The 14,043-nt window shown below is 72.4% G+C and carries 9 protein-coding genes and 1 pseudogene; 1 reads left to right on the forward strand and 9 read right to left on the reverse strand.

All coding sequences use genetic code 11. From position 1 onward, the window contains the following. From ACWDA7_RS19160 to ACWDA7_RS19180, 5 genes and pseudogenes are all read right to left on the reverse strand, one after another. Positions 1 to 908 (reverse strand): annotated as a pseudogene (locus ACWDA7_RS19160) (IS200/IS605 family accessory protein TnpB-related protein); the annotation flags it as partial. Positions 909 to 1,149: 241 nt separating this feature from the next. Next, positions 1,150 to 3,570: a SpoIIE family protein phosphatase gene (locus tag ACWDA7_RS19165; RefSeq protein ID WP_450605442.1), complete on the reverse strand. Its 2,421-nt coding sequence runs from the start codon at positions 3,568 to 3,570 to the stop codon at positions 1,150 to 1,152. 212 nt (positions 3,571 to 3,782) lie between these two features. After that, positions 3,783 to 4,661: a DMT family transporter gene (locus tag ACWDA7_RS19170; RefSeq protein ID WP_450605443.1), complete on the reverse strand. Its 879-nt coding sequence runs from the start codon at positions 4,659 to 4,661 to the stop codon at positions 3,783 to 3,785. Positions 4,662 to 4,968: 307 nt separating this feature from the next. Next, positions 4,969 to 7,338 carry an FUSC family protein gene (locus ACWDA7_RS19175; protein WP_450605444.1) on the reverse strand — a complete coding sequence of 790 codons (2,370 nt, stop codon included), beginning with the start codon at positions 7,336 to 7,338 and terminating at the stop codon, positions 4,969 to 4,971. Between the two features lie 262 nt (positions 7,339 to 7,600). Beyond that, entirely contained in the window at positions 7,601 to 7,819 is a 219-nt protein-coding gene (locus tag ACWDA7_RS19180; protein WP_359392653.1) for a hypothetical protein, read from the reverse strand. Between the two features lie 361 nt (positions 7,820 to 8,180). On the opposite strand from ACWDA7_RS19180, the gene ACWDA7_RS19185 reads away from it, so the two are divergent. Continuing rightward, complete coding sequence (locus tag ACWDA7_RS19185; RefSeq protein WP_359392655.1) at positions 8,181 to 8,474, forward strand: hypothetical protein; 294 nt, start codon at positions 8,181 to 8,183, stop codon at positions 8,472 to 8,474. A gap of 634 nt (positions 8,475 to 9,108) precedes the next feature. Here the strand turns inward: ACWDA7_RS19185 and ACWDA7_RS19190 are convergent. From ACWDA7_RS19190 to ACWDA7_RS19205, 4 genes are read right to left on the reverse strand one after another with little or no spacing between them, the layout of a single operon-like run. Further along, positions 9,109 to 10,251 (reverse strand): XdhC family protein, encoded by a 1,143-nt coding sequence (locus tag ACWDA7_RS19190; protein ID WP_450605445.1) that lies wholly within the window; start codon positions 10,249 to 10,251, stop codon positions 9,109 to 9,111. Next, positions 10,244 to 12,382 carry a xanthine dehydrogenase family protein molybdopterin-binding subunit gene (locus ACWDA7_RS19195; RefSeq protein ID WP_450605446.1) on the reverse strand — a complete coding sequence of 713 codons (2,139 nt, stop codon included), beginning with the start codon at positions 12,380 to 12,382 and terminating at the stop codon, positions 10,244 to 10,246. Before ACWDA7_RS19195 ends, ACWDA7_RS19190 begins: the two co-directional genes overlap by 8 nt. After that, entirely contained in the window at positions 12,379 to 13,371 is a 993-nt protein-coding gene (locus tag ACWDA7_RS19200) for an FAD binding domain-containing protein (protein ID WP_450605447.1), read from the reverse strand. The genes ACWDA7_RS19195 and ACWDA7_RS19200 overlap by 4 nt, the downstream gene beginning before the upstream one ends. Further along, positions 13,368 to 13,940: a (2Fe-2S)-binding protein gene (locus ACWDA7_RS19205; RefSeq protein WP_450605448.1), complete on the reverse strand. Its 573-nt coding sequence runs from the start codon at positions 13,938 to 13,940 to the stop codon at positions 13,368 to 13,370. Before ACWDA7_RS19205 ends, ACWDA7_RS19200 begins: the two co-directional genes overlap by 4 nt. Positions 13,941 to 14,043 lie beyond the last annotated feature (103 nt).

Genomic DNA, 14,043 nt, shown 5'->3' on the forward strand with positions numbered 1-14,043 from the left:
TGGGACAGGGGGACGGTGGTGACCGGCGGGATCGTCCAGGACGCGGTGAGGTACCAGCGCCCACGCTGCACGTCGTAGTGGATGCGGTAGGCCACGGACCGGTTCGTGGTGATGCGGTCGGCCCACTCGTCGCTTCGGTGGTGGAAGACCACGGTTGCGGCGAGGACGTACCGGCCGTGCGGGGCGTTCGCCAGGTGCGCCAGCGGGACGGGAAGCTTGATACTCACCGTGCCGTCCGGGGTGACGCGGATCGTCTCGTTCCCCAACCGCTTGCCCGACTCGCCGTCCGCCTGCAGGAACCAGCGCGCTGCCTCCCAGCGCTGTCGCCATGCGTGCTCGGTGAGCTGCGCCGCGTCGAGGTGGTGTCGGGTGTGGAGCAGGCGTTTGCCGCCCCGCACGACCCGCACCCGCCCCACCTCGTGATCGGCCCGCTCCCGCTCCAGCCGATCCTTGAGCAGATGCAGCCGCCGGGACTTTTGGAACCACTCCTGCCGGGTGCGGTATCCGCCCGGAGCCCGCTTCGTGCCCTTCTCGCCCACCGGCAGCGACAGGCGGTGGGTGATCGTCTTGATGCCGGCCTCAAGGCTGTGGATGTGCGCGAGCTGGGCGCGCCGGGACAGCGCCCACTGATCGTGGGTGGCCTTCGTGATCGAACCGGCCCAGCGCGAGGACGACGTGTCGGTCAGGGCCCGCTTGCGCCTGGCCCACGTATCTGCGGAGTGCTCCAGGCCTTCGGCGCACCGGCGTTTGAGATCCTTCGAGGCCAGCGACCCCAGATGCGCGCCGACCAGACGTAACACCTGCTCGTCGTCCGGCGTGAGGCCCTTGATGCGGGTGCGGATCGCCACGCCGGACGGGCCGACGGCCACGAAGGGGGCAGCGATCGTGCGCAGCGACTCACCACGCATCGATGCACCCCCTTCCACAGCACGTGATCAGCAACAGGAAGAACGCTACCGGCCGGCACTGACAGTGCCCGCCATGCGTCGTGCGTGCTGCAACACCACGAACAAGTACATGCTCGTGCACACTCACACACACTCCTGCACATCCGAAACCGAACAGCTCCCAACCCCTGCGGGGCCGGGACGGACGCCGGCAACTTCCCGCAGGATCCGTCACGGTTGCCGGACCGCGCCGTGCCGCCGGTCAGCCGACCGGGAGGGCCTGTTCGGCCCAGATGGTCTTGCCCGTGGAGGTCTGGCGGGTGCCCCAGCCCTGGGTGAGCCGAGCGACGAGGTGCAGGCCGCGTCCTCCCTCGTCGTAGACGCGAGCCCGGCGCAGATGCGGCGCGGTGCTGCTGGCGTCGGAGACCTCGCAGATCAGCGTGCGGTCCCGGATCAGCCGCAGCCCGATGGGCACTTCGCCGTACCGGATGGCGTTGGTGACCAGCTCGCTCACCACCAGTTCGGTGACGAAGGCCGCGTCCTGCAGCCCCCAGAGCGAGAGCTGGTGGGTGGTCTGGGCCCGGGCGTCGGCGACGACCGCGGGGTCGGACGGCAGCGCCCAGGCGGCGACCTGGTCGGCGTGCAGGGCGCGGGTGCGGGCGAGGACCAGGGCCACGTCGTCGACGGGGCCCTGCGGCAGCATCGCCTCGATGAGGTGGTCGCAGGCCTCGTCCAGGGAGAGGACGGGGGACGCCAGGGCTTCGCACAGCCGGTCGAGCCCCAGGCCGACGTCACGGTCGCGGGACTCGACCAACCCGTCGGTGTACAAGGCGAGCAGACTCCCCTCCGGCAGCTCCAGCTCGGTGCACTCGAAGGGCAGGCCCCCGACACCGAGCAGCGGACCCGGAGTGAGCCGGACTAGGCTGACCGTGCCGTCCGGCAGCAGCACGGCCGGCGGGACGTGGCCCGCGCTCGCCAGTGTGCAGACGCGGGAGACCGGGTCGTAGACGGCGTACAGACAGGTCGCGCCGATCCCGCCGGTCAGCGGCTCGTCCCCGACGACGCTCTCGTTGTCGGTGGTGAGGTGGCTGACCAGGTCGTCGAGATGGGTCAGGAGCTCGTCGGGGGGAAGGTCCACATCGGCGAGGGTGCGCACGGCCGTGCGCAGCCGCCCCATGGTGGCCGAGGCGTGGATGCCGTGCCCGACCACGTCGCCGACGACCAGGGCGACCCGGGTACCGGACAGGGGCACCACGTCGAACCAGTCACCGCCCACTCCGGCGCCATTGCCGGCCGGCAGATAGCGGTACGCGACCTCCACGGCCGCCTGCTGGGGGAGGTCACGGGGCAGCAGACTGCGCTGGAGAGTGAGCGCGTTGGTGCGCTCGCGGGTGTAGCGGCGCGCGTTGTCCACGCCGACCGCCGCCCTGCCGGCGAGTTCCTCGGCGAGGATGAGGTCGTCCGGCTCGAAGGGGACCGAGTCCTTGAGACGGGCGAAGACCGCCACGCCGAGCGAGATCCCCCGCGCCCGCAGCGGTATGGACATGACCGAGTGGAAATCGAATGCGTGCACACTGCGGTATCGCCTCTCGTTGACGGCGATCCATTGGTTGAAGTCGGGATCCCCCTTCGCGCTGAGCACGGGCCGCCCGGTGCGGAGGGCCCGGGCGGGGGGTGAGAGCGGGAGATAGGTGTCGATGGCGCCGAGTGCGACGGCCGCTTCGGGCACCCCCTGTCGGGCGGACTGGTGTGCCACGCGCCGCAGGCCGACCGAGGCGTCGACGGGTCCCGGAACGGGCTCCTCACCGCGCGTCACGGTGTCCAGCAGGTCCACGCTCACGAAGTCGGCGAGGTGCGGCACGGCCAGATCGGCCAGTTCCTCGGCGGTACGGGTCACGTTCAAGGTGGTGCCGATGCGGGTGCCCGCCTCGTTCAGCAGCGCCAGGCGCTGCCGGGCCGTATGGTGCTGGCTGCTCTCGAAGGTCGCGGTGCCGACACCGCACACGCGGTTGGTCACAGGGTCCCGCACCGGCCACAGCTCGATGACCCAGGCCTGCTCCCGGGTGGAGGACGGCCCTGGGATGTGCCGCTCGTAGCGCATCGGCTCCGCCCGCTCCGCGACCTGCTGGACACACCTCAGGAACCCTTCGTCGGCGCGGCTGCCGTCGAGCAGATCCGTGTACGGCGACGGGCCCGTCTCACCGTCGTCACGACGGGGGCTTCCCGACGCCATGGCGTTCAGCTGCCAGGAGCGGGTGTCAGTGGTGAAGGTGGACAGGGCGATCGAGGACTGGGCGAAGGCCCACGCCACCATCCTCTGATCGCGCTGCGCCTCCGTCGAGCCGGTCGCGGCGATCACCACGAACCCCTGGGGCCGGCCTCGGCCGTCGAGCGACGGGTAGGCGTGCAGGGTCAGTGCCACGCGGTGACCGTCGCGATGCCGGAGCGCCGCGGTGCCGCTCCACTCCTGGGAGCCGATCAGGGAGAGCCCCGCTGCGTCGGACGGCCCGCGGGCGGCGAGCAGATCGGTCGCGGCGTGGCCTACGACCTCCGCCGCACGGTAGCCCAGCAACCGCTCGGCCGCCGGGCTCCAGCCCGTGATGGTGCCTCCCGGGCTGATGGTGGCCGTGACCGCGTCGGACACGCTTCCGCTGTGACCGACGTTCCACTCAGGATCAGTCATTCCAGCTCAATTCACACCAAGGATGTTACTCACAGATACCTGTAGTCCCCACCTGGTATCAGTCCAGGGTAAGACAAGTGGGACATAAGTGTCCGGAGGGGGCCAAGTTCGGCGCGACCTTCGAGTGGCGCCTCGAGTGACGCGAGGAGAGCCGCCAGGAAGGGCGGCGAGCCTGACGCCGTGAGCACCGCGGGTCCGACGGCCGGGGCGCCTCAAGCAGATGAGCTCCGTGCGCCGGCGGCCTCCGCCGCCTGCGCGCCGACCACCCGGCTCAGCCTCAGTACCCCCCACACGATGAGCGCGACCCCGATCAACTCCGGCAGCACCCACCAGCCGGTCCGGATCCGCTCCTCGAACAGCGTGATGCCGATCAGCAGGCTCACCGTGGCGTCCCCGATGGTCAGCGCGGGCTGGGACGCGCCCAGCGAGCCCGCCTGGAGGGCGTTCTCGAGCAGCAGGATCGCGCAGACACCGGTCACCGCGAAGCCGTACGTCTGCCAGGACGTCAGAAAGGCCGGCAGACCTCCCTCGGCGAACTTCCCCGTGGCCGACTTCAGCAGCGCGGCGGTGAGGGCGTTGCCGATGGCCGAGGCCGTGGCCAGCACGGCGGCCCGGAACAGCGGAGGGCGGCCCGGGCGGGCCACGGCGACCGCCGCCGCCATGGCTCCCAGGCAGATCACCAGGACCGGGAGCCAGCGCATCATGGACGCCTGGTTCTGCGCGCCGGCCGGGGATGCGGATCCGAGGACCAGTGCGAGCCCCCCGACCACCCCCGTGATCGCCCACCAGGCCGCGGGCGGCAGCCGGCGGTGCATGAGCGGGGCCGCGATCAGCAGGGCGAAGGGCAGTTCGAGGACGAAGAGCGGCTGCACCAGGGCCATGGGGCCGTTCAGCAGGGCCAGCGCCTGGAACAATGCGGCCCCCATGACCCCGCCGATGCCGAGCAGCCAGGCAGGGCGGTGTGCGAGTGCGACGACGAGCCGCAGACCACCGCCGCGCGCGACGGTGGACGCCGCCTTGCGCTGAAAGGCCGTACCCATCGCATTGCTGGCGGCGCCGATGACGGCGAACAACGCGGCGAGCACGATCATTTCTCCAGCATGCCCCCAGCCGCCTGCCACCGCCGCCGACGGCGGTCCCGTACGGCTGTTCCTTCGCGCAGTTTGTGGCCACCGGCGGGCGGGTGTGTTTCCTGCGGACGAGCGCCACGCCGGAAGCGCCGCGGAGGGAAACCGCCGTCGTGGCGTCGCGCACCCTTTGGATCACCGGCCGGCGAGGCCCGGTCCCCGCGTTTGAGCGCCGCCTCGGACTCCGTCGGATGGGACACGCGGCTGCCGCAGGCATCCGCGCCACGCGCCGCGGCCGCCGGGCTGCCGCCCTTCGGCCCTGCCTGCGGTGTCAGCGCTCTCCGGGATCGTGACCGCGCCGTGGACCGACTCGGCGGCGCCACCGGCGGGCAAGGGACGTGCCGGTCGTTTTGTCCGGACCGGCGGCCGCCGCTGCCGCGGCCAGGCTGGGCTGGAGGCGGCGGGCGACGTCGAGGTGGTCGGAGGTCCAGATGATGCGCACGGCGGTGCCGGTGGCCTGTCCGCGGTCGTCGGTCAGGTCCTGATGGAGGGACGCGACCAGGCGTGCCTCGGCGGCGGGACTGCGCGGCAGCGGATCGGGCACGGATGTGTGCATGGTCAGGCCGGTGGCCAGGGACCGGTACCAGTCGGACACGTGGTTCGCGGTGTTCAGCAGGACGAGGCGGGCGTCGGCCCGGTCCGCTTCCGTGTGCGGCTGTCCGTCGCGCTGCCACAGCATCAGCACGGCGTCCGCGGCGAGTCGCAGTCCTACGATGCCGGTGACCAGGGTCGTCATGTCCGCCAGGGGGACCGGTTTCGCGCCGTGTTCGGCGAGGTAGCCGCGGAAGGCGTCATCGAGTCTGCGGGCGGCGGCAGCCGCCTGGCGGCCCAGGCGCACCGGGGCGTCGGCCGGTGCGGGATCGGGGCCGCAGCGGCGGACGGCGTACCGCACCGCGCCCGCCAGATAGCGGGCGCTGTCCGTGTACGCCGTGGCGAGGGCACGGTCGACCGCGGCCGCGGCACCGCGCGGCCAGAAGAGCAGGCCGACCACCATGCTCACCGCGCAGCCGAGAGCGATGTCCTGGACCCGCAGCAGGGCGATGTGCCAGTTGGGGTCGTGTCCGATGTTGAACAGGATGACGAGGGTGATGGTGAAGGCCGCCTGTCCGGCGGCGAAGGAGATGGCCGTGGGTGCGATGCCGGCAACGAGCACGGCGAGGGGCAGCAGGAACCACAGAGGTGTGCCGTGGTGCCCGAACGGGTGCAGCAGCCCGGCCCCGATGAGCGAGCCGGCGACGGTACCGCCCAGGGCGCGCAGCGCGTTCTGACCAGTGTTGAGCGCGTTCGAACGCAGTACGGAAAGGGTTCCGAGAAGCACCCAGAACGAGTGCTGGATACCGGCCAGGTCGGCGAGGGCCACCGCGGCGCCGAGGCCCAGCGCGCCCCGGAGGCTGTTGTGGAGCCAGACCGAGTGCGGCTGCAGATGCGCTGCCGCCCGCTCGTGCGCCGCCGCCAGGGGCCCGCCCAGGGCGCCGGGATCGCGGCCGAGGAGACGCTCGGCCCAGCCGCGCCGTTCGGCGGCCGCCGCCAGGTCCACGTTCCCGGCGATCTGGAGCGTGGCGAACCCCAGTTCCTGGGCGCGGAACGATAGGTCCAGGGTGCCGAGGAAGGCGCGGACCGCCGATTCGGTGGCCGGGCGGGGCCGCCGCATGGGCAGTCGGGTGGTGGCGCTGCGTTCCATGTCCGCCAGGGCCGAGCGCAGTTGGGTCCTGGCTGCCTGGAGAGCGTCGGAGGGCTCGCGCGGCGCGTCCAGCAGGTCGGCGGACCGGTCCAGCACTTCGGCGCCGGCCCGGCGGACGCGATGGGCCGCCGGGTCGCAGGCCGGGAGGTCCTCGTGCGGGGGCGGCCTGTCCGCCACGATGGCGCACAGCCAGGTCAGTTCGTCGACGAGGCGGACCAGGGCCCGGGAGCCGGCGGACAGCCCGGTGGGCCGGTAGGGGGTGGCATCGAACGCGCGGCGCAGCTCGCCGGCGGCCGCGGCGGCTTCCTCGGCCGCGGCCCGGCACTGCGGGACGCCCGGCGCGTTGGGCCCGCCCGCCAGCCGCGCGGCGTCGATGCGCAGTTGCGCGGCGGTCGCGCGGCAGACACGCGAGGCGGGCGCGCTCAGGGGGTCGGCCGCCGGGCGCGGCCACAGCAGGGAGATCGCCGGTAGGGACGCGGCTGCCGCCAGCCCCGCTCCGGCGAGCCGCTCGGGCAGCTGCGACAGCGTCCCGGAGGAGGTCACCGGGAGGATGAAGGCCAGCAGCAGCGCCGTCGTCGCCCCCGACAGAACGGAACTGACCACGGCGGAGAAGAGGATCAGGAAACCCACCAGGACCATGGCGGCCACCGCGAGCCAGACCTCACGGGCCACGAGTGTGCCGAGGCAGATGAGCACCATCCAGGCCACCGCGAGGCCCAGCTGGGCCCGCAGCCGCTGCATCATCGGGCCGGTGAACTCGACGAGCAGCAGCATCGAGAACGAACCGAACGCCGCGAAGGTCGCCATGGTGGGGGATCCGATCACCTCGCCGCACAGGGCGAACAGGGCCGGCATCACGAGCGCCGTCCGCACCGCCCGGCGGGTCGCCGCGAGCTCTGGATCGTGCGTACGGAGCCAGGCCGGGGCCTGCCGCAGCCGGACGCGGCCCGGTGTCCGCATGCGCCCACACCTCCCGTCGCCGCCCCGCCAGGACCCCGGATCCGGGCTCCTCGGCGTGGACGAGACCGACGGCCGGGTGGTCGTCCCGGGCGGATGGCCGCCCGGTTTCGCTGACGCCGTCGCGCAGCCGAGTTCACCTAGCGGCGCTGCGGTACGGCACGGCGAGGACGTTTGTCGCCCCGTCAGCCGCCGCCGGGTGAGGCACCCGGGAGCACGACCGATCCGCCACCGGGGTAGGCCGTACGGACTGGGTCAGCCGCGCTCAGCCGCTCCTCGGCCATACCTCGGGTCCACCACCGTGCCACTCGATCAGGGGTGACTCGGCGACATCCAGTTCGTCCCAGCCCTCCAGCCCGGCACGCTGCAGGAGCACCGCCAGATCGTGCAGGCCGTACGCCATCCCCAGGATTTCGCCGTCGGCCCGGACACGCCGGCCGCCAGTCTCGGAGGGCGGGGAAACGATCACGCGACGCTCGGCCATACCCCCAGATTCACCCGTCAAGGGCACGCCCGCATCCCACGGCGCCCGGGCGGGCCCTCGCACTCGGGCGTACGACAGTGTCCGGCTGCCCGCCCCTGGCCCCTTTGCTGCCCGCTCGGGCGCTGATCCGTAACGACGCGGCCTAATTGTGAAGGAGCGGTTGACGCGGCGCGCCTGGAATGCAAAAGTCCGGCCGTTCCCCTACGTGACCACGAGGTCACTCAGGCATATGCCGCCACCCCAGGCGGCCGCTGTGCCGTGCCCTCGCGGCCCTGCCGGGAGGGATGCCCGGCGCCGTGATCCCGGCCCTCGACACCCCGTCCCCGACGTTGACCGAACTGCCCGCTACTTGAGGAAGACCATGCGCCACACCGCCGCCGTATTCGTCGTCGCCGTGCTCGCGTTGACGGGCTGCTCCGCCCTGGACTCGGGCAGTGACGGGTCCGCGAAGCCGACCTCCACCGCTGCCGAGACCGCGAGCGCGGAGCAGATAGCCGCCTGCACGGACGCTCTGGTGGCCAGGAAGAACGACACCGCGGACGACGGCACGCCGGAGTGCAAGGCGCTGTCCCCGGAGGACTACCTGAAGGCGCTTCAGGCGGCGAAGGAGAAGGGAGCCGACGCGACGTCGGCCTCCGCCAGCACACAACCGTAGCCCTCGCGTCGAGCAAGTCTGGGAGAACGCCGAGCAGTCGGGGAAGGGGGAGGAGCCGCCGCCCGTCGGCCCCGACAGCGCAGGGGACCATGCGCTGTCGGGGCGTACCGGAGCCCCCGCTGCCCAGCCCGGCCGGCCGGTTCGTGCCCGGTGTCGGCGACCGGGAGCAGGGCGTCGGACGGGTGGCGCCGGCACGGCGGTGTCCGGTCAGTACAGCTGACGGTAGGTCATGCGTACTTTCCGGTCGGCTACCGAAAGGTATCCGAGCCGGGACCTGCCGGACGGGCACGCCCCGGCTCCGGCGGGACCGATCCCTCTTACGGCCGAGGCGGGCGGGCACCTGGTCCGTGCCGGTGCCCCGGCCCGTCCTGCGCATGGTGCAGGCTCCACCGGGGCCCCGCCCAGCGAGCGCGGGGCCCAGGGGTGCCGGATTCGAGGCAGGGGCGGACGGCGTCACTGGACCGGACGTTCAGGGACCGGTGGTGCCTCTCGTATCGAGGTCGAGACCGCCTCGGTCATCGGCACTCAGTGGCGGTGGGCACCTGACATACAGGCCGTCAGAACGTGGGCGCCCAGCCGCGAAAGGACGACTCGAGTCCGTCGCCCCGTGCGCGAGCCGGGACCGTCCTGCCGCTCAGGCGGCCGCGACGCCGCCCCGTTCTCCCGCGCCATGGTGAATCGGCGTCCCGGAGCCGGTCAGCGGGACGCCCGTGCCGCCCCGCCGGGCCGCGACGATCTCGGCCGCGATCGACAGAGCGGTCTCCTCGGGCGTCCGGGCACCCAGATCGAGGCCGATCGGCGACCGCAGCCTGGACAGCTCCCGCTCGCTCACCCCCGCCTCACGCAGCCGCCGGTTGCGGTCTTCATGGGTGCGGCGTGAGCCCATGGCGCCGACGAACGCGACCGGCATCCGCAGCGCCGCCCTGAGCAGGGGTACGTCGAACTTGGCGTCGTGCGTGAGCACGCACAGCACCGTGCGCCTGTCGGTCGCGGTACGCCGCAGGTAGCGGTGCGGCCAGTCGACCACGATGTCGTCCGCGTCGGGGAATCGGGCCCGTGTGGCGAAGACCGGCCGGGCGTCGCACACGGTCACGTGGTAGCCGAGGAACTTGCCCGCACGCACGAGCGCAGCGGCGAAGTCGATCGCCCCGAAGACGATCAGCCTAGGCGGGCGTACATGCGTCTCGACCAGCAGGGTGAGGCCGCCCGGGCAGTGCGATCCGTCCTGCGAAAGCTCGACCGTGCCGGTGCGCCCGGCCTCCAGCATGGCCCGTGCCTCGGCCGCCGCGGTCCGGTCCAGTTCCATCCGCCCGCCCAGATGGCCCTCGTACGCTCCGTCGGGGCGCACGAGCACGGCCCTGCCGAGCAAGGCGGCCGGCCCCCGGGCCACTCGGGCGATAGCCGCGGGCTCATGCCGTACGGCTGCCGCCAGCGCCGATTGCAGGACCGGCCGTGCCGGTGACTGCGTGCCGACCGGAGTGACCATGATGTCGATGACCCCGCCGCAGGTCAGCCCGACGGCGAAGGCGTCCTCGTCGCTGTAGCCGAAGCGTTCCAGGACCGTCTCGCCGTCCCGCAGCGCCTGGACGCACAGCTCGTACACCGCCCCTTCGACACAGCCGCCGGACACAGAGCCGATGACCGTGCCTTCGCTGTCGACGGCGAGGGTCGCGCCGGGACCGCGCGGCGCGCTGCCGCCGACGGCCACCACGGTGGCGACGGCGAAGTCCCGGCCCTCCTCGATCCAGCCGCTCAACTGCTCGGCGATGTCAAGCATGCGGCGCTCCCGCGCCGGCCGACAGAACGCGGTCGGGACGGATGGGCAGATTCCGGTGGCGTACACCGGTGGCGTGCCAGACCGCGTTGGCGATCGCCGCCGCGGCGCCGACGATGCCGATCTCCCCGATGCCCTTGATGCCGACCGGGTCGTCCGGGTCCGGGTCCTCCAGCCAGTGCGCCTCCAGGTGCGGTACGTCGGCGTGCGTGGCGACGTGGTAGCTCGCGAGATCGGCTCCGACATGTCCGCCCGAAGCCAGGTCCCTGACCGCCTCCTCGTACAGTGCCATGGAGATGCCCCAGGTCATCCCGCCGACGAGCTGGCTGCGTGCCGTGAGCGGGTTGACGATCCGGCCCGCCGCGAAGACGCCGAGCATACGTCGTACGCGTACCTCGCCCGTGGTGATGTCGACGGCCACCTCGGCGAACTGCGCTCCGAAGGAGTGCCGTTCCTTCGGCGTGAGGGCGCCGATGGCCGCGGACGTGTTCGATCGCGCCGTGATGCCCTCCGCGGGGACGGTGGTGCCGAGGGCGAGTAGCTCCCGCACCTCGCGCGCGGCCTCCGTCACCGCCCAGGCCCAGGAGCGGGTGCCCATCGACCCTCCGGCGATCATCGCCGGCCCGAAGTCGCTGTCCCCGATCCGGACCCGGACACGGTCCGGGACCACCTCCAGGGCGTCGGCCGCGACCAGGGTGAGCGCGGTCCTGGCCCCGGTTCCGATGTCCGCAGCGGCGATCCGCACGGTGAAGGTGCCGTCCGCCTCCGCCGTCACGACCGCGGTGGACGGTCCCGCTCCCGCGGGGAAGGAGGCCGCCGCCGTGCCGGTGCCCAGCAGCCAGCGCCCGTCGCGGCGCAGGCCGGGACGCGGGTCCCGGTCCGCCCAGCCGAATCTGCGGGCGCCCTCCTGGAAACAGGCGAGCAGGTTACGGCCCCCGAACGGCAGCCCGGACACAGGACCTCGCTCGGGTTCGTTGCGTGCGCGCAGCTCGATCGGGTCGATCCCGCACTTCTCGGCGAGTTCGTCGAGTGCCGCTTCCAGTGCGAACGAGCCCGGTGCCTCGCCCGGCGCACGCATCCAGGTCGGTGTCGGCACATCGAGCCGTACCACCTGGTTGGCCGTGTGATGGGCGTCGGCGTCGTACATAACCCGTGCCACCCCGGCGCTCGGCTCGACGAACTCGTGCACGGTCGAGGTGAGGTTGAGGGAGCTGTGCTCCAGTGCGCGCAGCCGTCCGCCGGAGTCGGCGCCGAGCCTGACGCGCTGGGTGGTGGGACTGCGGTACCCGGCGAGCGAGAACATCTGACGACGGGTCATGATCACGCGTACCGGCCGCCGCAGCACGGTGGCGGCCATCACGGCGGCCACCTGGTGGGCGCGGACCCCCTTGCTCCCGAAGCCGCCGCCGACATGTTCGGACCGCACCCGTACCGCGGCCGGGTCGAGGGAGAACAGTTTGGCGAGTCCGTCCGCGACCCAGGTGGTTCCCTGGTTGGAGTCCACGACTTCGAGCCGCCCGTCGTCCCACCGGGCCATCGCCGCGTGCGGCTCCATCGGGTTGTGGTGCTCTTCCGGCGTGGTGTACTCCGCGTCCACGACGACGGCGGACGCCGCGAGTTCGCCGTCGAGGTCCCCTCGCTCCGTCACCCCCGGCATATGGCCGTCCACCGGGTACGCATCCGGGTGCCCGCCGGTGAACGCCACGTCGTGCGGCTCCTGCGCGTAGTGCACCACGAGCGCCTCGGCGGCCTCCCTGGCCTGTTCGGACGTCTCGGCCACGACTAGCGCCACGGGCCAGCCCATGTGCGGCACCCGGTCGTGCTGGAAGAGGGCCGAGGTCGGCTCCGGCGCCACCCCCAGCAGACCGGTGTGGTCGCTGTCGACGCGCGGGGCGTTCTGGTGGTGCAGCACGGCGAGGACACCTGGCATACCGAGGACCGGATCCGTCTCCACCGAGCGGATGCGGCCGCGGGCGACGGTGGACAGCACCAGCCAGCCGTGGGCGAGTTCGGCGAAGGGGATCTCGCCTGCGTAGCGAGCCGCCCCGGTGACCTTGTCCCGGCCTTCCACACGGACGTGCGCCGTCCCGACGGAGGCTTTGGCCGTCGCGGTCCCGGTCGTCAGGGTCGTCATCGGTCGGCCTCCTCGGCGAGTTCGGTGAGCACGGCCACCACGAGGTTGCGCATCAGCGTCACCTTGTATCCGTTGTGCGGCAGCGGCTCGGCCGCCGCCAGTTCGGCGTCCGCGGCGGCGGCGAAGGTCTTGCCGTCGGCCGGCGCGCCGGTGAGGACGCGTTCGGCCGTCCGGGCGCGCCAGGGCCGGGACGCCACGGCGCCGAAGGCCAGACGTACGTCCTCTACGACACCGTCCCGGACGTCGAGCGCACCGGCGATCGAGGCGATCGCGAACGCGTACGAGGCACGCTCCCGCACTTTGCGGTAGCGCGATCGGGCGGCGACCGGAGCGGGCGGCAGGGTGACGCCCGTGATCAGCGCTCCCGGCGGCAGGGCGGTCTCCCGGTGCGGGGTGTCGCCCACCGGCAGGTAGAACTCGGTGAGCGGCAACTCGCCTGGCCCGTCCAGCGTTTCGTAGGAGACGACGGCGTCGAAGGCGGTCAGCGCCACGCCCATGTCCGAGGGGTGGACTGCCACACAGTGCTCGGAGGCACCGAGGATCGCGTGGTTGCGGTGCTCGCCCTCGACCGCGGGGCAGCCGCTGCCCGGGACACGCTTGTTGCACGGCCTGGTCACGTCGGCGAAGTAGCCGCAGCGGGTGCGCTGGAGCAGGTTCCCGCCGACCGTGGCCATGTTGCGCAGTTGCCCGGAGGCACCGGCCAGCACCGCCTGTGCCAACGCCGGATACCGTCGCCGTACTTCGGGGTGGGCGGCGAGATCGCCGTTGGTGACGGTGGCGCCGATGCGCAGGCCGCGGTCGTCCGTCGACTCGATCCGGTCCAGGGGGAGTTCGCGTACGTCCACCAGTCGGGCGGGCCGTTCCACCCCGGTCTTCATCAGGTCGACGAGGTTGGTGCCGCCGCCGAGGAAGCGCGCGTCCGGATCGTCACCGAGCAGGGCCACCGCGCCGGCGACGTCTGACGCCCTCTGATAGCCGAATTCCCTCATGCCGCCGCCTCCGCCGGGTCCTGTGCCTCCGCGCCGGCAGCGGCCGCCCGGGCGACCGCCTGCACGATCGACACATACGCGCCGCAGCGGCACAGGTTGCCGCTCATCCGCTCCCTGATCTCGTCGTCGGTGAGCGGTGGTGGTCCCGCTTCGGGCCGGACGTCGTCGGTGACGGCACTGGGCCAGCCCTCGGCGTGTTCCTTGAGCACCGCCACCGCGGAACAGATCTGTCCGGGGGTGCAGTAACCGCACTGGTAGCCGTCGAGGTCGAGGAACGCCTGCTGCACCGGGTGGAGCCGCTCGGCGTCGGCCACGCCTTCGATGGTGGTGATCTCGCGCCCCTCGGCAGCCACCGCGAGCTGTAGGCAGGAGACGGCCCGGCGCCCGTCGACCAGTACGGTGCAGGCACCGCACTGTCCCTGGTCGCAGCCCTTCTTCGTGCCGGTCAGATCGAGGCGCTCGCGCAGTGCGTCGAGCAGGGTGGTGCGGTGGTCGACGGACAACGCGTACTTCTCGCCGTTGATGTTCAAGATGATGTCGCTGTACGTCGACAAGGGGGCTGGGGCCATGATCAGCCTTCTTTCCCGTATCAGGGGCACGTGGGGGGCGGTCCGGCAGGCAGACGACTCGGGGGGAGGGCGCTGTACATAGCGGTATCGCTTGCGATGCGTG

The sequence above is a fragment of the Streptomyces sp. NPDC001156 genome (assembly GCF_053598275.1).